Source organism: Alteraurantiacibacter aquimixticola, assembly GCF_004965515.1.
Taxonomy (GTDB): domain Bacteria; phylum Pseudomonadota; class Alphaproteobacteria; order Sphingomonadales; family Sphingomonadaceae; genus Alteraurantiacibacter; species Alteraurantiacibacter aquimixticola.
The window spans coordinates 119,629-140,606 of sequence record NZ_SSHH01000003.1 but is presented as its reverse complement, the minus strand read 5'-3'; the positions used below and the strand labels follow the sequence as shown (position 1 = coordinate 140,606).

The window sequence follows — 20,978 nt, the reverse complement described above, 5'->3', positions numbered from 1 at the left end:
GCGCGCACTGTCAATTGCATGCGCGAGGCGCTAAGGGCGCTGCCTTGAGCAAGGACGCGACCGCAATGAGTGACAGCAAGGCCCCCGCAAACGCCCCGCAGATGAAGCCGTGGATCGCCGCGATCCATGCCTATGTGCCGGGCAAGAGCAAGGGCGCGGACGGCAAGGCGCTGGTCAAGCTGTCGGCGAACGAGAACCCGCTTGGCACCAGTGCGCAGGCGCTGGCGGCGCGCGCCGCTGTGTCGACAAGCGCGGCCTATCCCGATCCCGATTCGACCGAGCTGCGCGCCGCAATCGGCAAGCTGCACAGCGTGGATCCCGCGCGCATCGTCTGCGGCACCGGCTCGGACGAATTGCTCAACCTTGCAGCCCAGGCGTTTGCCGGGCCGGGGGACGAGGTGGTGTTCAGCCGCTATTCCTTCGCCGTTTACGACATTGCCGCGCGCCGCTGCGGGGCGGAGCCGGTGGTGGCGCCGGACAAGGACTATGCCGCCGATGTCGATGCGCTGCTGGCGCATGTAAACGAAAAGACACGAGTCCTCTTTCTCGCCAATCCGAACAATCCCACCGGCACTTTCCTGCCGCGTGCAGAACTGGCGCGGTTGCATGAAGGGCTGCCGCCGGACGTGCTGCTGGTGATCGATCGCGCCTATGGCGAATATGTCGATCCGGCCCATGACGATGGTGCACTGGAGCTGGCGGCACAAACGAACAACGTGCTGGTCACCCACACCTTCTCCAAGATCTACGGCCTTGCGGGAGAGCGGATCGGCTGGGGCACCGGCGCTCCGCATATCGTCGATGCGCTCAACCGCATTCGCGGGCCGTTCAACGTGACCACCAGTGGACAGGCCGCCGCGCTTGCCGCGCTGCGTGACCAGCAATTCGTTATTGCCAGCCGCGAGCATAATGCCGCGACGCGCGCCGACTTCGTCACAGCTCTGGAGGCGCTGGGCAATCACGGATTGCGCGTGGTGCCGAGCGAAGCGAATTTCGTGCTCGTGCTGTTCGAGGGAGAACTGACAGCGGAGGCGGCGCAGGATGCGATCGCCAAGGCAGGCTATGCCGTGCGCCACCTCCCGGGCCAGGGCCTGCCGCAGGCGCTGCGCATCACCATCGGCACAGGCGCGCAGATGCAGGCCATTGCGTCAGCCCTGCGCGACGTGGCAGGTGACGCCGGATGAGCTTTGAAAAAGTTGCGATTATCGGCCTCGGGCTGATCGGTGGATCCATCGGCCTCGCCGTGCGGCAGGATATGCCGGGCGTCGCCACCAGCGGCTATGACGCCGATCCCAAAGTGCGCGAGCGCGCCCGGGAACGGCAGCTCGCCGATGTCATCGCGGATAATCCGGCAGAAGCGGTCGAAGGCGCGGACCTCGTCATCCTTTGCGTGCCGGTTGGCGCCATGTGCAAAGCGGCCAAGGCGATCGCGCCGGGGCTGAAGGAAGGTTGCGTCATCTCCGACGTCGGCTCCTCCAAGAGGTCGATCACGGAGGCGCTGGTGAAGGCGCTGCCCGGTCGAACGATCATTCCCGCCCACCCGGTGGCGGGCACCGAGCATTCCGGCCCCGATGCAGGCTTTGCCACGCTGTTCCACCAGCGCTGGTGCATCGTCACGCCACCGGAGGATGCCCCTGAAGACAAGGTCGCCGAGCTGGTCGATTTCTGGGAAGCACTGGGCGCGATGGTGGAAACGATGGATGCCGCCCATCATGACCGCGTGCTCGCCGTCACCAGCCATATCCCCCACCTCATCGCCTATACGATCGTCGGCACTGCCAGCGACCTGGAGGAAGTGACGCGCAGTGAGGTGATCAAGTACTCCGCCGGCGGTTTCCGCGACTTCACCCGCATCGCCGCGAGCGACCCCACCATGTGGCGCGACGTGTTCCTCAACAACAAGGACGCGGTGCTGGAAATGCTCGACGTCTTCCTCACCGACCTTGCCCTGATGCGCGAGGCGATAAGGGCGGGCGATGGCGAGATGATGCACGACACCTTCAGCCGCACCCGAGCGATCAGGCGCTCCATTGTGGCGCTGGGGCAGGACGATCCGCGGCCCGACTTCGGGCGCGAACACGATTAGGTAAAGCCCTCCCCCGAGGGGAGGAGCAACCGAGACTACTCCGCCGGTACGCTGTCGCGTTTCGAATCCTCAAGCTCCGCCAGGAAGCGTTCGGCATCGAGCGCGGCCATGCAGCCGGTGCCCGCAGCCGTGACCGCCTGGCGATAGGTGTGGTCCATCACATCGCCGCAGGCGAAGACGCCGGGGATCGCCGTCTTGGGCGTGCCGGGCTCGACCACGATATAGCCGCCTGCATCGAGCTCCAGCTTGCCCTTGAACAGTTCGGTCGCGGGGGCATGGCCGATGGCGACGAAGGCGCCGTCCACTTCCAGCGTGGAGGTCTCTCCCGTCACCGTGTCGCGCAGTTCGAGGTGGCCCAGCGTACCCTTGTCGTTCGCCACGAAGCGGGTGACGGTCTTGTTCCACAGGGTCGAGATCTTCTCATTCGCATGCAGGCGATCCTGCAGGATCTTCTCGCTGCGCAGCTCGTCACGGCGGTGGATCAGCGTGACATCGTCAGAATGGTTGGTGAGGTAGAGCGCTTCCTCGACCGCGGTATTGCCGCCGCCGATCACCGCGACCTTCTTGCCGCGATAGAAGAAGCCGTCGCAGGTGGCGCAGGCGGAAACGCCCTTGCCGCCCAGCTCCTGCTCGCCCGGAACGCCCAGCCACTTGGCCTGCGCGCCGGTGGCGATCACCAGCACGTCGCCCACATATTCGTCGCCGCTATCGCCCACGGCCTTGAAGGGCGAGCCGCCCGACAGGTCCACATCGACGATCGTGTCCCACATCATCCGCGTGCCGACATGTTCGGCCTGCGCCTTCATCTGCTCCATCAGCCACGGGCCCTGGATCACGTCGGCGAAGCCGGGATAGTTCTCGACATCGGTGGTGATGGTCAGCTGGCCGCCGGGCTGCAGGCCCTGCACCACGATCGGTTCCATCCCCGCACGCGCGCCATAAATGGCGGCGGAATAGCCAGCCGGGCCGGAGCCGATAATGAGCATGCGGGTCTTGTGGGTAGTCATGGAATCGCCCTGTTGGTGATCGGAAATCGGTTTTCGAGGTAGGCGGCGCGGGGGGTCATTTCAACCGCGCGCTGGACGGCGTGCCGGGGACAGGCTGTGGAAAGCGGCGGCCTGAAGTCGCCAATTGTATCATCTGTTAGAATGGCCTTGCTTTCGCGTGGGCTTGGCGCGACCATATGGGCGTTCACGGGAGAGGACGAACATGACCAAGGATATCAAGGGACCGCGTCTCGACAGGCGCGGCTTCATGGGCGCATCGACGCTGGGCACCGGCGCCGCGCTGGTGGGCCTCGGCGCGGCGAGCAGCGCTTTCGCACAGCCCGGCACGGCCAATCCGGCGGCTGGCGCGCCGCAAGTCGATTTCCCCGAGGATCCGCGCATGTTCGGCGGCAGCGGCACCAACCGCACCGAGATGGATTTGCGCGATTGCGAGGTGGAGGGCGCTTGGCCCAAGGACCTGAACGGGGCGTTCTACCGCGTGGGACCGGACCCGCAATATCCCAAGGCGCCCGAGCATGTGGGCGACATTCCCTTCGATGGCGAAGGCCATGTCTCCATGTTCCGCATCAAGGACGGGCATGTCGACTACAAGACGCGCTATGCCAAAAACGCTCGGTGGAAGGCGCAGGCAGAGGCGCGGCGTTCCCTGTACGGCATGTATCGCAATCCGACGACCAATGATCCCAGCGTCGAAGGGCTGAACCAGGGGACGGCCAACACCCAGCTTTTCACCCATCACGGCAAGCTGCTGGTCTTCAAGGAAGACAGTCCGCCCGTGGCCATGGACCCGCTGACGCTGGAGACCACCGATCCCGAATATACCTTCGGCGGCAAGCTGGAGAGCAAGACCCACACCGCCCACCCCAAGATCGATCCGTATACGGGCGAGTTCATCAGCTTCGGCTATGAAGCAAACGGCTTCCTGTCGAAGGACGTGAACGTCTTTACTGCCGACAAGGACGGCGAGATCACCTGGTCGGTGACGGTCGAGGCGCCCTATGCGGGCATGATGCATGATTTCTGCGTCACGCAGGATTACGTCGTGCTCTATCTCGTCAACATGGTCGCCGATCCGGACCGGATTGCGGCGGGCGGCGTGCACTTCTCCTATGACAGCAAGACGCCTTGCTACATGGGTATCCTGCGCCGCGGCGGCGATGGCACCGACATCCGCTGGCTGACAGGGCCCAACCTGTTCTGCACCCATGTGATGGGCGGCTGGAACGATGGCACGAAGATCACCGTCGACATGGATGGCGGCGAAGGGAACCAGTTCCCTTTCTTCCCCAGCCTGCATGAGCCGTGGGACCCGGTAAAAGGCACCGGCTATTTGCGCCGCTTCACCGTCGACCTGGCCGATGGCGGCAACACCTATCAGGCAGAGACGATCTTTCCCGAACTGACCGGCGTGCTCGCCCGCCAGGATGACCGTTTCCACACACTGCCCTATCGCTGGGGATTCCTGCAGGTGACCGGCCCCAATGGCGGCTGGGGAATCGTCGATCACCAGACCGGCACCAGCAAGATCGCCCGTGTGGAAGGCTATTCGCTGTCCGAAATGTGCTTCGTGCCGCGCACGCCCGATGCACCGGAAGGCGATGGCTATCTGATCGGGCTTGGGTCCAGCCAGGCCGAGAATGGCAGGTCCAACCTGTTCCTGTTCGACCTCGCCGATATCGAAAGCGGGCCGCGCGCATGGGTGAAGATGCCCTATGCCTGCGTGGGCCAGGTCCATGGCTGGTGGGCGGACGCCGAAGCGATCGGAGCAGCCTAGGCATGATCCGCAAGCTTGGTGTGGTGCTGGCAGGCGCGCTGCTGGCGGGCGGGATCGGCCTTGCCTATGCGCAGGACAGTTCGCCGGCAAATGTCGACTGGGCGCATACCGGGCTGGAAGCGAACGAACAGCGCTTCAGCCCGCTCGATCAGATCAATGCGGAGAACGTCTCCGAGCTCGGCCTTGCCTGGTATGTCGATCTCGACACCGATCGCGGGCAGGAGGCAACGCCCATCGTGGTCGATGGTGTGCTGTTCAATATCGAGCCGTGGAACATCACCACCGCCTATAACGCCGCGACGGGCGAGCAGCTGTGGCGCTTCGACCCGCAAGTGCCGCTGCGCTTCGGCAGGCTCGCCTGCTGCGACATCGTGACGCGCGGCCTCGCATACCATGAAGGCAAGGTGCTGATCGCCACGCTGGACGGGCGGCTGATCGCGCTCGATGCGCAGACCGGCGAGGAGGTGTGGTCCACCCTCACCGTCGACAATGCGATGAACTACACGATCACCGGCGCGCCGCGCGTGCATGGCGACATGGTCTTCATCGGCAATGGCGGCGCCGAAATGGGCGTACGCGGCTACGTCTCCGCTTACGATACCTCCACCGGAGAGATGATCTGGCGCTGGCACACCGTGCCGGGCAATCCGGCGGACGGGTTCGAGAATGCGGCCATGGAAGCCGCTGCCGAAACGTGGTCGGGCGAATGGTGGCAAAGCGGCGGCGGCGGCACGGTGTGGGATTCGCTCACCGTCGATCCCGAGCTGGGCCTTCTCTATATCGGCACCGGCAACGGCTCGCCCTGGGTGCGCAAGTGGCGCAGCCCCGAAGGCGGCGACAATCTCTACCTCGCCAGCATCGTAGCGCTGGATATCGCGACCGGCGAATATCGCTGGCACTACCAGACCGTGCCGGGGGAAGAGTGGGACTATACCGCCACGCAGAACATGATCCTCGCCGATATGGAGATCGACGGGCGGATGCGGCAGGTCATCATGCAGGCGCCCAAGAACGGCTTCTTCTACGTGCTCGACCGCGAGACCGGGGAGCTGATCAGCGCCGAGACCATCGCCCCGATCAGCTGGGCAACCGGCATCGACATGGAAACCGGCAGGCCGATCGAGAATCCGGAGGCACGCTATGGCGAAATACCCGTCATGGTCAGTCCCGGCGCGGGCGGCGCGCATAACTGGAACCCGATGGCCTATTCGCCAGAGACGGGCCTTGCCTATGTCCCGGTGACCGAAACCTACATGGCCTATGCCGCGGCGCCGGATTACACGCCGGGACAGGGCCTCGGCACCGCCTTCGCAGGGCATGACGAGATCCGCCGCGAGATCGCCGAATATGCGGACGAACATTCCAAGGGCTGGCTTTCCGCCTGGGACCCGGTGACGCAGACCGAACGCTGGCGCGTGCCCTATGCCAAGAAGGGCTCGGGCGGCGTGCTGGTGACGGCGGGCAACCTCGTCTTCCAGGGCACCATCGGCACCAGTTTCGCCGCCTATGATGCTACCACTGGCGAGAAGGTTTGGGAGATGCCGGTGCAGAACGTGCCGATCGCGGCGCCCATCACCTATATGGTCGACGGCGTGCAATATATCGCGGTCAATGCGGGCTGGGGCGGCGGGCTCGCCCATGTCGAGCGCGCTTCCTTCTCCGAACTGCATCTGGGCAAGCCGCGCCTGCTGGTCTTCAGGCTGGGCGGTACTGTCGAGCTGCCGGCCATGCCGGAAGAAGGCTTCGTCGTACCGGCCATGGCGGCGCGTCCACCTGCGCTCGAGGCGGGACCCGAAGTGGTCGCGCAGGGCGAACGCCTGTTCGGCGCAAATTGCTCCATCTGCCACGGCAATGCCGCGCGCGGCGGGGTGAAGGATTTGCGGCACATGTCGGCCGAGACCCACGCCACTTTCGCCGATATCGTCCTTGGCGGCAGCCGCGCGGCGAATGGCATGGCAAGCTTTGCCGACGTGCTCTCGTCCGAAGAGAGCGAGGCGATCCATCACTACCTGATCGCCCGCGCGAACGAGGACTGGGGCAGCTGAGACATCATCGAGGGGAGAGGATCATGACCATCTGGAGAAACGCGAAGCTGGCGCTCGGCGCTGCGGGACTGGCACTGGCGGCAACGGCCCCTGCCCCCGCGCTGGCCGAACAGCCCGCCTACAATGCCGGCTATGCCGAGGACCGCGCGCAGATCGAGGATTTGATGGCGCGCTATCTCTTCGCCATCGATTTCCATGACTGGGATGCCTATGTCGAAACCTTCGCGCCAGACGGCACGATCGAATTCGCCAGCGGCACCTATACCGGGCGCGAGGCGATCCGCGAGGCGGTGACGCGCTTTGCCGAGGGGATCGGCAATTTCTACCAGACCGAGGACGGCCAGCCCGCCAAGCTGCGCCATGTGATCCTGCAATCCACCGTGCGCGTGGAAGGCGACCGCGCCTGGGCCACCTCGCTATGGGTGGAAATGGCCAATGACGGTCCCGGCGACAGCCTGAAGATGGGCACGTTCGGCACCTATGAGGACCAGTTGGCGAAGATCGACGGCCAGTGGCTGCTGACCTATCGCAATGTCCTCAACGACTTCATCCCCAATCGCAATCCGGGCCCCGAAAACCCGGTGCGCGCGATGGATGCCGCGGCCGAGGCTTACCGCAACCGTTAGGACCTGCTTGCCAATCCCCCGCGATGCACTAACCATGCGCGTGGGGGAGGGTTGGTGATGACGGACAAGGTGGCGGGCGGCGCATCCGCGCCCTACCCGCCCGCGCGGCAGGCATGGTACGCCATCAGCCTGTTCGCCCTGGTCAATGCGCTGGACAATGTCGATCGCGGGATCATCTCGATCCTGATCGAGCCGATCAAGCGTGACCTGCAGCTGACCGATACCGAAGTCAGCCTGCTGGTGGGCTTCGCCTTCTCCTTCTTCTACGCCATTGTCGGCCTGCCCATGTCGCGTTTTGCCGACACCGGCAATCGCAAGGCGATCCTTTCCTTCGGCATCGCGCTGTGGAGCCTCGCCACTGCCGCCGGGTCGCTGGCCAAGACCTTTCCCACACTCTTCATCAGCCGCGGCATGGTCGGCGCGGGTGAGGCGTTGAAGGGCCCGAACGCGATCTCCATGATCTCCGACCTCGTCCCGCGCGAGAAATATCCGCGCGCCATGTCGCTCTACCAGTTCGGCATCTCGCTCGGCTCTGCCCTGTCGCTGATCATTGGCGGCGTGCTGATGGGGATTGTCGGCGGCAAGGTGTTCAACGTGCTGGGCGTCGAGATGAGGGACTGGCAGTTGGTGCTGCTCATCGTCGGCCTGCCCGGCGTGCTGGTCGCGCTGCTGGTCTTCACCACGATCAAGGAGCCGGTGCGGCGCGGGCGGGAGCGGTCGGACAAGCCGCCAGTGACCGAGGTGTTCCGCTTCGCCTGGCGCGAGAAGGCCTTTTACCTCCCCTTCCTCCTCGGCGCGGCCTTCCTGCAGATCGAGATCTACGGCCTGCTGCAATGGCGCATTCCCTTCTACCAGCGCACCTATGGCTGGGGTCCGGAAGTGGTTGGCCCGATCCTGGGGATCCTCAGCATCGCCATCGTGCCGATCGGCCTGGCGCTGGGGGCATGGCTGGGCGAGCGCATGGCGAAGAAGCATGCCGGCGCGATGATCCTGCTCTCGATCATCGGCACCTGCCTGTCGCTGCCGCTGATGATGCTGGTGCTGCTGATGCCCACGGCCGAGCTGGCGCTGGCGCTGACGACGGTGAACTACCTTGCAATGGGCATTGGCGCGCCCGCCAGCACGGCGGCGCTCTCCACCGTGACACCGAACGAATATCGCGGTCAGGTTTTCGCCGCCTATGCCTTCACCATCAGCGTGGTGGGAACGGCGCTGGGCCCCTTATGCGTGGCGCTGTTCACCGACTTCGTCTTCGCCGACGAGGGCGACATCCGCTACGCCATGTTCGCCACGGCGGGGATTTTCGGTGCCATCGGCCTGTGGCTCAAATTCCTCTGCTACGGCCCCTACAAGCGCAGGGTCGAAGCGATCATCGCGGCCGAAAACGAGGCGCTTGGTTAGGACGACGGATTGGTCCGGCGCGGCGCGGGCGCAGGATTGCTCCTTTGCGGCGTGGGCTCCGGATTGGTGCGGCGCGGCGGCGGGTTGGTCCGCGTGGGCGCGCTCCAGTAATCCGCCTGCATCCGGTACTGGTGGCTGCAGGTCGTGTCGTCGTGGCAGGAAAAGTCGATACCGTCGGGCGGCAGGCGCACGGCCAGCTGCGGGAACCAGACCGGCCAGTCCCAATGATTGGACCACAGGCTGATATCGACGAAGGCGCGGCCGATCAGCCCGGGCGTCAGCTCGAAGCCGAGATTGTAGACCGGATCGCTCACCGAAAAGCGGCTGACATGGTTGGCGTTCACCGCCAGCGGATAGGCCTCGCCCGGCCGGTTCATCCGCGTCTGGCTGTCGGCGACATGGTCGCGCAGGGTGAAGCTGAGCCCGTCCGAGACCAGCCGCAGCTGCACCGCCGGATGGACGCGCGCGCCGACCGCGCCGAAATTGCCGCGATTGAGCAGCAGGTCGACGGATTCGAATGCCCGTGCAACCGGATCGGTGCGATCGCCGGGAGAAGGGGGAAGGAGCTGCCCGTTGGCGAAAGGTGCCGGCAAGCGGTCGGTCAGGTCGAGGCCGACGTCGAACAGGCTGAGATCGCCCTGCCGCCCATGCGGAAGCTTGTAGACCAGGCCCGAATTGGCGGTCGCCTCGGCCACCAGCTCCTGCCCGCCGAACAGCTGTGAATTGGCTATGCCGGCGCGCGAATAATCCTGCACGCTGCCGTCGATCGGCATGAATTGCGGCACGAAGGATGCCCGCTCGTTCCCGTTCTGGTGGCGATAACGATAGGTTCCCTCCATGCGGATCGGGAAGCGCAGGCCGAAGCCATAGCTAAAGCCCGCATAGGGCTCGACATAATAGGTCCGCCGGCAGCCGGTGAAGCACCATGCGATGGTGACCGAAACGCGCCGGCGCCATTCGTATGCGCGGCCATAGGTAAATCCGGTGAGGTAGATTTCGCGATCGATCGCGATGTCCTCGGAGATATTGAGCGGCTCGCGCGCCCTGAAATCGCTCGCGCCGGTGATCGGGCCCGCCTGCACCCTCAATCCATCGGGGCCGCGCCTGTGCGCGGGCGGCAGCGAACTGGCTTGCGGTCCGCCCGATCCGGCCAGCCCGAACTCGCCTCCCCCTGGCGGGCTGGACCGGCCGAACCCCGGGCGCGCCTCGATCTGCAGGTCGCGCGCCGCGACATTGGGCACGAACATCACCTCCTCGATCTCGACCTCGGCGGTGTTGATGATTGCGGCCTGCAAGTCCTCGTCACTCAGCGTTTCCAGCCGGGCGATTTCGGCCGCGCCGATCTGCGCGGCGATCTCGGCGCGCTGGGCGGGATCGGCGAAATTGGCACGAAGCTGGGCGATGTCGGCGTCGATCTGCGCCTGCTGCTCGGCCTCTGCCCGTCCGGCTTCGGCCAGCGCGCGCTGGCGTTCGCCCCGGTCGCCCACGAAACGCGCGGAGTTCTCGCTGGATGCGAAAGCCTGATTGCGTTCGGCGGGCGTACTGCGCGTGAAACACTGCACGCCCTGCTCCGCCACGGCGCGGCGCTGCGCCGGATTGCTGCATGCGCCAGGCTGGAGCGAATAGGCGACATATTGCCGCACCACGATGCCTTGCGGGACTTCCGCGATCTCAAAATTATCGGCCTCGACAGAGACAAGCTGGGGCGAGGCGCGCAGGCGTTGGGCGAGATTGACCGGCGCGGCGCGGTTTTCCAGCACCGGGCGCATATCCGCCGTGCCCTGCTCCAGCTCGATCACCGGCTGCGCGCGCACGGCCTGCAGGGAGAGGCGCCGCCGCACCGGCATGGCCTGCAGCAAGTCCGAAGTGTCCCGCTGGCGCAGCAGTACCGAGTCCTGCGGAACCTGCACATCGAGGTCCGCCGGCCGCGCCACTTCGGTGCGGTTGGCGCCGATCGTCTGCGTTTGCGACTGCTGTGCCGCGGCTGCGATCGCCATCGAGCCAAGGCCCAGGCCGATCGCGGCGGTAACCCGCTTGCCCATGGTCATCTCCCCGGCCTCAATCCGCGCGCTGGACAGCTTCGTAGGTCAGCGTGAAGGACCCGTGCGCCCGGATCTCGCTTCGCAGGTTCCGCCGCTGCTCGTTCTGGCGGATGGACACTCCGGACAGGCGATACGTCCTCCTCCCATCGCCCAGGGCGAGTTGGAGCGCTCCCCCGCATTGCGCCAGCGCATTGATCGCTTCGACCGATTTCGCGTCCCCCGCCTCGATGGTGATGCGGCCGGGGCCTCCGCTCCTGGACTGGCGCTCAATGGCCGAACCGACGGAGAGCAGGTCGATCCAGCGTTCGTGCTCTGCATCCGCCGCAGCGGCGCAGGCGCTTCCTTCACTGTCCAACACGCCAACTCCAATGCCTCCCAGGCCTGCCAAACCGGCCATCTGGGCCGCTGCCGGGCTCGCATGTGCCAGCGTCATTCCGATAACGGGCAAGAGAGCGAGGGTTCTATGTCGCATGGTCCATCCCTTTCGATCTGGATAAGTCGCGACCAGTCTAGTCGTCCGGTTTTCGCCAGCTTCGGTAGCCACCCCCAATTTTCGCCAAGGCCGCACCCAATTTTTGCGGCAAGGCTGTTCCGCCCCGGAATAATGCGGCAAACTCCAAGCCATGCTCGCCGAACGGGATAGCGAACTGGCACGGCTGGCCGAACTGCGCGATGCCGTCGGCACGGGCGGCCATGTGGTCGCGATCGGCGGTGAGGCGGGGATCGGCAAGACGGCGCTGCTGCGTGAATTCGCCGCCGGGCTGGGCGAGGATTGCGATTGCATCTGGGGCATGTGCGATCCGCTCCTCACGCCGCGTCCGCTAGGCCCGGTGCATGACATCATCGCCATGCTGGGCGGTCTGGGTGAGGACTGGGATACGGCCGGGGGCACCACGCTCTTTTCGCGCCTGCTGGCCCATCTGGCGGAGCGGCCGAACCCCGTGGTGCTGATCCTGGAGGACGTGCACTGGGCCGATGCCGGGACGCTCGATTTCATCCGCTTCCTCAGCCGCCGGATCACCATTTGCCCGGTGCTGCTGGTGATCAGCTATCGCAATGACGAGCTGGGCCGGAACCACCCCCTGCTGCGCGTCTTCGGCGATATTCCGGGCAGCCAGCTCGACCGGATCGAGCTGCATCCGCTCTCGCTGGCGGCGGTCGCGCGGCTTGCGGACGAGAGCGGGCGCGATGCCGAAAGCCTGCTGCAGATCACCGGCGGCAATCCCTTCTTCCTCACCGAGATCCTCGCCAGCCCCGAGGTCGGCAAGTCGGTGCCCGTCTCGGTGCAGGATGCGGTGAACAGCCGGCTGGCGCGGCTATCGGCGGATCATATCGCACTGATCGAGGCGCTCAGCATCATCCCGGTGCCGATCGACCCGGCGCTGCATTGCCGCTGGATCGAGGATCGGGAACGCCTGCTGCAGGATTGCGTCGACCTCGCTATCCTCGTCGAGGATTCGGATGGCCGCCTGCGATTCCGCCACGAACTGGCGCGCCTTGCCACGAACAATCGCTGTTCCTCCATCGACAAGCGCAACCTGCACCAGCAGCACCTCGCCATGATGCTCGAAAGCCCGGAGCGCTACGACACGGGCGAGCTGGTGCACCATGCCTGCGGTGCGGGCGATGCGGCGCGCGTGCTGCAATTCGCGCCCCTGGCGGCGGAGAAGGCGGCGCTGCTGGGGGCGCATAAGGAAGCGGCCGATTACCTCGAAGCAGCGCTCGATTATGTCGATGAGGCCGAGCCCGCAGAGGCCGCCCAGCTCTATGAGAGCTGGGCCTATGAAGCGGCCATTTCGCACCGCATCGACGACCGCGTGATCGAGGCACGCCGCCATGCGCTGACCATGTGGCGCGCGCTGGGCCGCAAGGAGAAGATCGCCGACAACCTTCGCCACCTCTCGCGCCTGCACTGGTATCGCGGCGAGGCGGTGCAGGCGAACCGCTATCTCGACGAGGCGATCGCCCTGCTCGAACAGATCGAGGATACGGGGCTGCTCGCCCTCGCCTATTCGATGCGCTCGCAGATGCACATGCTGTCGAGCCGGATGGACGAGGCGATAGAGTGGGGCGAACGGGCACTGAAGCGGGTCGAGGGGCAGGAGAGGCCCGAGGTAGAGGTGCACGCGCTCAACAATATCGGCACCGCGCGGCTGTTCATGGGCGATGCGGCGGGCATTGCCGAGCTTCAGCGCAGTCTCGACATGGCGCTGGAGAACCACCTGCATGAGGATGCCGCGCGCGTCTTCACCAACCTTTCCGAATATGCGGTCGACATGCGCCGGCTGGAGCTGGCCGAAGACATTCTCGAACGCGGCATCGCCTTCGATACGGAGCACGATCTCGACAGCTGGACCTTCTACCTGCTCGGCCGGCAAGCGCAGCTGCGGCTCGAACAGGGACGGCTGCAGGAGGCGGAGGAGATCTGCCGTTCGGTGATCGGAACGCCGGGCCAGACCTTGCTGATGAAGCTGCCCGCGCGGATTATGCTTGCCCGCGCGCAGGTGCGGACAGGCGATGCCGAGGCTGCGCAGCTGCTCGCCAAGGCGCACAAGGATGCGCTGGCGACGGGCGAGGTGCAGTATACCATCCCGGTGCTGCTGGGCATGGCCGAGCGCGCCTGGCTGACGGGTTCGGAGACGCTGGCCGCGGATGCGCTGGGCGGGCTCGATCGTCTCGGTGCGTCCTGTTTCAGCCGCTGGACGGCGGCCGAATATGCCTTCTGGAAGAGCCTGCTAGATAGGGAGGTGTCGCCCGCCATGACGGCAAGCGCAACCGCCTTCGGACCCGCACTCCACGGCGACTTTACCAGCTCCGGCATGGCCTTCGCCCGGCTCGGTGCGGACTATCTCGCCAATCTGTGCTTCGGGCTTGCCGACAACCCGCAAACGGTCACCTCCGGTCTCTCCGCCCTTCATCGCCAGGGCGCGAAAGCGGTAGTCGCGCGGCTGACCGAGTTGCTCGAAAGCCGGGGGCTGACGCGCGATGACGTGACCCTGCCGCGTGGCCCCTACAAAGCGGCGCGCGAAAATCCCTTCGGCCTCACCGCCAAGGAGATGACCGTCCTCGAATTCCTCGCCCAAGGCCTGAGCAATGCGCAGATCGCGGACGAGATGTCCCGCTCTCAGCGCACGGTCGAACACCACGTCTCCGCAATCCTGCAAAAGCTGGAGGCGGAGAACCGGCTGGCCGTGCTGCTGAAGCTGCGCGAGCAGCCATGGATCATCGGCGAGGCGCAGGAGAGCGCGCCCTAGCGCAGCCAAAGCTGGCGGTGCACGATCCCAAAATTGGGCATGCATACGGATGACGGGTGGCGGAGCCCGGCACATCTTCGCTTCCGAATTCGAGAAACGATCCGGGAGATATGCCTTGCACCACCCTCGCCTTGTCACTTGCCTTGCCCTCGCCTTTGGCCTCGCGGCACCCATGCCAGCCGCCGCGCAGGAAACGCCGATGGACCAGCTGGAGCGCCGCCTGACCGAGGAATTCCAGCGCCAGTTTGTCGGCTATTCGATTGCCATCGCGCGGCATGGACGGGTCCGGCGCACGCTGGTCTCCGGCCTCGCCCGGCGCGATGCGGACGGGCGCAGGGACTGGGCGCCGCGCACCAGGGCGAATGTCGCCAGCGTCTCCAAATCCATCACCGCCATCGCCGTGCTGCAATTGCTGGAAGCGAACGGGCTGACGATCGAGGAGCCGATCGCGCCCTACCTGCCTTCAGCCTGGGTCAGGGGGCGCGGCTTTCGCGAAGGGCAGAGCGTCACCTTCCGCCAATTGCTCACCCACACATCGGGCATGGGGCAGCGCTTCGACCGGCTGAAGGACAATGGCAATGAGGAGCCCTGGGGCAATGACTGGGACGGGCTGAAATTCGCCGTCGAACAAGGGGTCGCGCAGCGCTTCCTCGAACCGGGCAGATATGCCGAGGAGAATTACAGCTACAAGAATTCCAACTACGCCCTGTTCCGCATCATCGTGCCCAGGCTGTGGCGCATGTCGCAGGGACTTGACGGATCGGATGTGCGCAAGGGCAATCACGGCGCGCTGTTCAGCCTCTATGTCGGTGAGCATATCTTCCAGCCCAGCGGTGTGGAGCAGGCAAGCTGCGTCGAACCGGCAACCGCCCGCCATGCCTATGGCTATGACTGGACGGATCCGACCGGGGCCGGGTCCCGCTTCAACGGCATCCAGGAAAATTGCGGCGCGCATGCGGGCTGGCGGCTGTCGGCATCGCATCTTGCCCGGATTGCCGGGCGCGTGGACTGCAACTCGGCCAATAACTGGCCGCTCGAACGGCGGCTGCTTTCGCAGGGAGCGTGTTTCGCTCGGACCGTCCGCAGGCTGGGATGGGACGACGCTTCGAACGGTGTGACCGATCGGACAAGGAACCGCTACTGGCATGGCGGCGACATGTTGTCGCCGAAGCAGCCGCCACGACGGGCGATCCACAGCTGCATGGTCGTGCTCCCCGATGGCTTCTCGGTCGGAGCAATCGCCAATTCCGACAGCCGTGACGGGGAAACCGTCTGCGGCAAGATCCTCGACGCGGCCGAGTTCCTGTGAGCGGGCAGACGCAATCGCGGGGAGGAGACGGGGCCGGTTAACAGCGCGGATCGCGTTTCGCGAGTCATGCGTTGCAATGCTGCAACGCAACAATGGGGCCAAACCGGCCTGTTGGTGACCGGCATTTGTCCGCAAATGTGACCTTCCAGGCAAGCGATGCGCGTGCCGCAGGCGATCAGTGTTGCAAGGCGCGCAAGTCACGCAACCTGGTGGACGCAAGCGGGTCAGCTGCATGCAACGGAACAGTCTCCGGATTGCCATCACAGCACAACATATCTCCCCAATTGGGCGCCGACTTCAAAGGAGGAAGGTTCCCATGCAAAAAAGAAATTCCCGGATCGCACTCCACCTCGCCGCCAGCACGGCGGCGCTGGTGTGGGCCGCACCCGCGCTCGCGCAGGAGGAAGATCAGTCCGACACGATCGTGATCACCGGACAGGCGACCACCTACACCAACACGCAAGTGTCCGAGCCGATGCTCGACCAGCAGACGCCGATCACCAGCCCGCTGGCGCTGATCGACAATTTGCCCGGCGTGAACGTGCAGGAAGGCGACACGTTCGGCTTCGACGACTGGTCGACCGCCATTTCCGTGCGCGGCTTCCAGACCAATCTCGACACGCAGGAAATCGGCATGACCGTGGACGGCCTGCCCAATGGCGGGTCGAACTATGGCGGCGGCTCCAAGGCCAACCGCTACATCGACACGGCCAATATTGGCGGCATCGCGGTGAGCCAGGGCACGGCCGATATCGGCTCGCTGTCGAACGAGGCGCTGGGCGGCACGATCGATTTCATGACCGACGATCCCACCTTCGACCGCCGCATCCGCTTTTCCGGCTCGGCTGGCGAGTTCGACGCGCTGCGCTTCTATGCCCGCTACGACACGGGCGACCTCGGCGGTATCCGCGCCTGGGTCTCCGCCTCGCACCAGGAAGCGACCGACCACGTCAATGGTTCGGCCGAGAATGAGCGCGACCATTTCGCCGCCAAGATCATCGCCGATGCGGGGGCCGTCACGCTGACGGGCTATGCTAGCTATGACGATACGCATGAGGACAATTACGACCAGCTGTTCACCCTCGAGGACTTCGAACAGCACCCGGACTATGACGGCCTGACTGCCGAATGGACCGGCATCCCCTATATCGACCAGGTCTATCGCAAGGGGTGGTCGACGCTGCGCGAGAACTTCTTCAGCTACCTGATGGCCGATGCCGAGATCGGCAGTGGCGTGACGCTGCACGCGGCGGGCTACTACCATCACAACAAGGGCCGCGGCGACTGGGTACCGCCCTACATCGTGAACGTGACCGACGATGGCGCGGGCAATCCCGAAAGCGAAATCATCGGCAATGGCACGGTGAACGGGGGCGCGCCGCTCGGCCGCATCTACTTCATCGATGGCAATGGCGTGGCGCTGACGCCGATCGACGGCTGCGTTTCCTCGATCACCTTCCCTTATGGCGGTGCTGGTCCCGAATACGATCCGGCCTGCTACGCGGCAGGTGCGATCGGCGCGCAGTCCTATCGCAACACCGAGTATAAGAAGGACCGCCTGGGCGTGACCGCCGACTTTGCGTGGGCCGCGGATTTCGGCGCGGCGATGAACACGCTGCGCGGCGGCATCTGGTACGAGGATGCCGAGCGCAAGGAATTGCGCGACTGGCACCAGATCATCGATACGCGCGTCGGCTATGAGTTCGAAAATCCGGCCTACTGGGTGCAGTATAGCCGCGAATATCCGCAGAGCACGTTCAAGTGGTGGATCGAGGATACGGTCGAATTCGGCCCGGTCACCGTCAGCGGCGGCATCAAGCAGTTCCACAACGATGTGGAGCGGTTCGACGTCTTCGGAGAGTCTCCCACGGTCGAGCTCAATACCAATTCGGACGTGCTGCTATCCGGCGGCATCCAGTTCGAGCCGATCCCGGAACTGAACATCTTCGCGGGCTATGCCGAGAACTACAAGGCGCTGGGTGACGAGATCCTCGAACGCCTGGATGCCGACCTTGCCGATCTCGAGCCGGAGACGAGCGAAAACTGGGAAGCGGGCATGCGTTTCAACAACGGGTTGATCCAGGCTTCGGCGACCTATTTCAACACGTCCTTCGACAACCGGATCATCTTCCTGGCCGCCAATACCGATGCCGGCCCGGATTACCTGATCGGCACCAATGGCACCTACTTCAACGCCGGCGGTATCGATTCCGAAGGCTTCGAACTGCTCGCCAATGCCGAGGTGGTGGAAGGCCTGACGCTTTACGCGTCCTACACCTATATCGACGCCACCTTTAACGGCACGGGCGACGCGCAGGTCGATGCAGCCGTGGGCATCATCCCGGGCAACAAGGTGACCGGCATTCCGGAGAACATGTTCGTCCTTTCCGCCGATTACCGGGACGAGATCTTCCGCGTCGGCATTTCGGGCAAATATACCGATGAGCGCCCGGTCAATGTCGCCAACACCTTCATCACGCCCGATTTCTTCACCGCGGATGCCTATATCGGCGTCACCGGCGAAGCGATCAGCGACAGCTTGAAGGCGGTCGATCTCAGCCTCGTCGTCAACAATGTGTTCGACGAGGATTATTTGGGCGGCATCTCCGGCGGCGGCGCCTGGATCGGTGCCCCGCGCACGGTGGTGTTCACCGCGACGGTGGACTTCTGATCCGACCCTGAAGGCAAGGGGGCGGTCCGATTGGGCCGCCCCCTTTCGCCATTCCGACCCAATTTACCCGTAAGCCCCGTGCAGCAGGAGGTCGCCATGCCCCATTTCCTCAAGCCTTCCGCCTTTCCCGTAAGCCGCCGCGCCACGCTGGCGGGCATGGCTGGCGGGGCGATGCTCTCCGCGCTGCCGCTCAAGGCACACGCGCTGCCCGAGAACGCCAGTTTCCGCCATTCGGTGGCGAGCGGCGATCCCGATCACGAGAGTGTGGTGATCTGGACCCGCATTACCGCCGAAGGCCCGCAGGAGGTGCGCTGGCAGGTGGCACGCGACCTCGATTTTACCGACGTGCTGCAACAAGGCACCGCCAGCACCGGACCCGAGCGCGACCATACGGTGAAGCTGCTCGTCGCCGGGCTGGAGCCGGGCGCGACCTATTACTACCGCTTCATCCTCGGCGATGCGGTGTCCCCCATCGGCCGCGCGCGCGCGCTGCCTGCCGGATCGCTCGAGCGCTTGTCCATCGCGCTCGTCTCCTGCAGCAATTACGCTTTCGGCTATTTCAACGCCTATGACGCGATTGCCCGCGATGCCGAGGTCGATTTCGTCCTCCATACGGGCGACTATATCTACGAATACGGGCATGACGGCTGGGGCGACGATGTCGCGCAGGCCATTGGCCGCCGCCACGAGCCTGCGCATGAGATCGTCAGCCTCGCCGACTATCGGACACGCCACGCGCAGTACAAGACGGATTACGGCTCGCGCGCCATGCATGCGGCGCACACGCTGCTCGCCTGCTGGGACGATCACGAGAGCGCCAACAATCCGTGGAAGGGCGGCGCGCAGAACCACCAGCCGGACAGCGAAGGCGATTGGGAAGCGCGCCGCGCGGCCTCGATCCAGGCCTATTTCGAATGGATGCCGGTACGCGAGCCCGAATGGGCCGGCGGTCCTGCCAGCCGGATGCAGTTCTGGCGGAGCTATTCCTTCGGCGACCTTGCCACGCTCAACACGCTGGAGACGCGGCACACGGCGCGCGCGGAACAGATCGACTATCTCGAATGGTCGACGCGCCTGACCTCTCCGGAAGAGGTAGCACGCTTCAAGGCCGAGGTGCTGGGCGAAGAAGGCCGCGCCATGCTCGCACCCGAGCTGGAGGCCGAACTCGACGCATCATGGCGCGCCTCGATCGCGGCGGGCCAGCCATGGCGGCTGATCGGCAACCCGATGCCGATTGCCAAGACGGACGTGCCCGATGTCGTCGGGCTGGGCATCATGCCCGATCCCTTTGCCGAGGACGCGCCGTTCGAAGGCGAAGCGCTTTCCGCCGCGCAGGCGCTGGGGTGGAAGGGCAAATGGAACCTGCCCTTCTATCCCGACACATGGGACGGTTACCCCTGGGCGCGCGAAAAGCTCTACCGCCTCAGCCGCGAGGCGGGCGCAGGCGACCTGATTTTCCTGACCGGCGACAGCCACAGTTTCTGGGCCAATCAGCTGGCGGACGATGCGGGACGTCCGGCCGGGATCGAGCTGGGCACTGCGGGCGTGTCTTCGCCCGGCGATTTCGTCGCGAGCGGCTTCGGGGATGCGCTGTCACGCCAGCTCGACACTGTGTTCGCACAGCACGTTCCTGAAGTCGTCTGGACCGACAATATGCACCAGGGCTATGTCCGGCTCGACCTGACGCGCGAGGAAGGCACGGCGAGCTTCATCACGGTCGATACCGTGCTCACGCCGCAATACCGGGCCGCGATCGGCCAGCGTTTCACCATCCGTCGCGAGAATGGCGCGCTCACATTCGGCTAAGCCTGCCGCCGAGCGGCGCGGTGATACTGGATGGCCATGCTTGAATGGCGATGGTGCGGTCGAGAAGACTCGAACTTCCACGGGTTATTCACCCACAACGACCTCAACGTTGCGCGTCTACCAGTTCCGCCACGACCGCACATCGCAATAGGGCGGCTAGGTGCCGCCCGACAGGTAGGAGCGCGCCATTAGCAAAGGGGTCCTGCCCCTGCAAGCGCAGTCTTGGCCTCTTTTTCAGCGAAGGTGAATTATTGGGCCTTCCAGCCGATCTCGGCGATCCGCGCCGAACGCGGCACGTCCACCACGGCGCGCATTACGTCGAGGCTTTCACCGGGCGCGAGCGAGGATTGCTCGGGCACGATCTCCAGCTCGAACACCTTGCGCTCGCGCTCGTCACGCAGGATCACCAGGATCGGCGGAACCTCGCGTGCCTGGCTGCCGATATTGGTGATGGTGCCGTTGACCGAGAAATATTCCTGCCCATTGGGCATTTCGCGCTTTTCCTGCTGGTCGATCGGGAAATCGAGCTGCAGGTCTGGCTCGCCCACCGCGAAATCGGGGCGAGTGACCGGCACCCAGTCGGGCAGGCCCCAATAGCTGACCGCAAAGATGATCGCCGCCGCGAACACGGCGAAAATGCCTGCGAACCAGGTCCAGATCTTCAGCCAGTTGCGGCGCGGCCGGAAAGGCGGTTCGGCATCGAAGGGCGAATGCTCTTCCAGTTCCGGCTCGGGCGCGGGGCGCGGGGCGGGGACGGGCGGCACGGGAAGCTCGTCCTCGAACGGCTCCTCTTCCGCGATCTCCGGCTCAGGCACAGGCTCGCGATCAGGCGCGGGAGCCGGCGGCGAGAAGCGGTCTTCCTCGACCACTCGCTCAGGTGCGGGTTCAGGCGGCGGGAAAAACTCCTCGCGCTCGACCGGCGGCGGTGCTGGCGGAGGAGGCGGTGCCGGGGGAGGC

14 protein-coding genes and 1 tRNA gene are annotated in these 20,978 nt (G+C 65.2%); 10 read left to right on the top strand and 5 right to left on the bottom strand.

The features are described from left to right. Positions 1 to 65: 65 nt before the first annotated feature. Together hisC and E5222_RS11580 are read left to right on the top strand one after the other, a co-directional pair. Positions 66 to 1,184: a histidinol-phosphate transaminase gene (gene hisC / locus E5222_RS11585; protein ID WP_136693963.1), complete on the top strand. Its 1,119-nt coding sequence runs from the start codon at positions 66 to 68 to the stop codon at positions 1,182 to 1,184. After that, complete coding sequence (locus E5222_RS11580; RefSeq protein WP_136693962.1) at positions 1,181 to 2,086, top strand: prephenate/arogenate dehydrogenase family protein; 906 nt, start codon at positions 1,181 to 1,183, stop codon at positions 2,084 to 2,086. Before hisC ends, E5222_RS11580 begins: the two co-directional genes overlap by 4 nt. A gap of 35 nt (positions 2,087 to 2,121) precedes the next feature. Here the strand turns inward: E5222_RS11580 and trxB are convergent, their stop codons facing one another. Beyond that, on the bottom strand, positions 2,122 to 3,093 hold the full coding sequence (gene trxB / locus E5222_RS11575) for a thioredoxin-disulfide reductase (RefSeq protein ID WP_136693961.1): 972 nt from the start codon (positions 3,091 to 3,093) through the stop codon (positions 2,122 to 2,124). Between the two features lie 202 nt (positions 3,094 to 3,295). On the opposite strand from trxB, the gene E5222_RS11570 reads away from it, so the two are divergent. The 4 genes from E5222_RS11570 to E5222_RS11555 are packed head-to-tail and all read left to right on the top strand — an operon-like array spanning position 3,296 to position 8,939. Then, positions 3,296 to 4,867 carry a carotenoid oxygenase family protein gene (locus E5222_RS11570; RefSeq protein WP_136693960.1) on the top strand — a complete coding sequence of 524 codons (1,572 nt, stop codon included), beginning with the start codon at positions 3,296 to 3,298 and terminating at the stop codon, positions 4,865 to 4,867. Positions 4,868 to 4,869: 2 nt separating this feature from the next. Then, positions 4,870 to 6,912, top strand: a complete 2,043-nt coding sequence (locus E5222_RS11565) for a PQQ-dependent dehydrogenase, methanol/ethanol family (protein ID WP_136693959.1) — start codon at positions 4,870 to 4,872, stop codon at positions 6,910 to 6,912. A gap of 23 nt (positions 6,913 to 6,935) precedes the next feature. Beyond that, positions 6,936 to 7,538: a nuclear transport factor 2 family protein gene (locus E5222_RS11560; protein ID WP_136693958.1), complete on the top strand. Its 603-nt coding sequence runs from the start codon at positions 6,936 to 6,938 to the stop codon at positions 7,536 to 7,538. Between the two features lie 57 nt (positions 7,539 to 7,595). Further along, positions 7,596 to 8,939, top strand: a complete 1,344-nt coding sequence (locus E5222_RS11555) for an MFS transporter (RefSeq protein WP_136693957.1) — start codon at positions 7,596 to 7,598, stop codon at positions 8,937 to 8,939. Here the strand turns inward: E5222_RS11555 and E5222_RS11550 are convergent. Together E5222_RS11550 and E5222_RS11545 are read right to left on the bottom strand one after the other, a co-directional pair. Beyond that, the gene (locus E5222_RS11550; RefSeq protein WP_136693956.1) at positions 8,936 to 10,981 is read right to left on the bottom strand and encodes a hypothetical protein; all 2,046 of its coding nucleotides are present in this window, start codon (positions 10,979 to 10,981) and stop codon (positions 8,936 to 8,938) included. The two genes, E5222_RS11555 and E5222_RS11550, sit on opposite strands and share 4 nt — an antisense overlap. Before the next feature lie 16 nt (positions 10,982 to 10,997). Then, complete coding sequence (locus E5222_RS11545) at positions 10,998 to 11,336, bottom strand: hypothetical protein (protein ID WP_136693955.1); 339 nt, start codon at positions 11,334 to 11,336, stop codon at positions 10,998 to 11,000. Positions 11,337 to 11,604: 268 nt separating this feature from the next. Between E5222_RS11545 and E5222_RS11540 the strand changes: the two genes are divergently transcribed. The 4 genes from E5222_RS11540 (at position 11,605) to E5222_RS11525 (ending at position 20,021) form a co-directional block, all read left to right on the top strand. Further along, a complete protein-coding gene (locus E5222_RS11540; RefSeq protein ID WP_136693954.1) occupies positions 11,605 to 14,235 on the top strand; it encodes an ATP-binding protein in 2,631 nt (876 codons plus the stop codon). 172 nt (positions 14,236 to 14,407) lie between these two features. After that, positions 14,408 to 15,544: a serine hydrolase domain-containing protein gene (locus E5222_RS11535; RefSeq protein WP_169053572.1), complete on the top strand. Its 1,137-nt coding sequence runs from the start codon at positions 14,408 to 14,410 to the stop codon at positions 15,542 to 15,544. Positions 15,545 to 15,860: 316 nt separating this feature from the next. Continuing rightward, entirely contained in the window at positions 15,861 to 18,215 is a 2,355-nt protein-coding gene (locus E5222_RS11530) for a TonB-dependent receptor domain-containing protein (protein ID WP_136693952.1), read from the top strand. Positions 18,216 to 18,293: 78 nt separating this feature from the next. Continuing rightward, positions 18,294 to 20,021 carry an alkaline phosphatase D family protein gene (locus tag E5222_RS11525; RefSeq protein ID WP_246021732.1) on the top strand — a complete coding sequence of 576 codons (1,728 nt, stop codon included), beginning with the start codon at positions 18,294 to 18,296 and terminating at the stop codon, positions 20,019 to 20,021. Between the two features lie 51 nt (positions 20,022 to 20,072). Here E5222_RS11525 and E5222_RS11520 read toward each other — a convergent pair. Together E5222_RS11520 and E5222_RS11515 are read right to left on the bottom strand one after the other, a co-directional pair. After that, positions 20,073 to 20,160: transfer RNA gene (locus E5222_RS11520), tRNA-Leu, on the bottom strand. Positions 20,161 to 20,269: 109 nt separating this feature from the next. Then, positions 20,270 to 20,890, bottom strand: a complete 621-nt coding sequence (locus tag E5222_RS11515; RefSeq protein WP_246021783.1) for a thioredoxin — start codon at positions 20,888 to 20,890, stop codon at positions 20,270 to 20,272. Between the last annotated feature and the right edge of the window lie 88 nt (positions 20,891 to 20,978).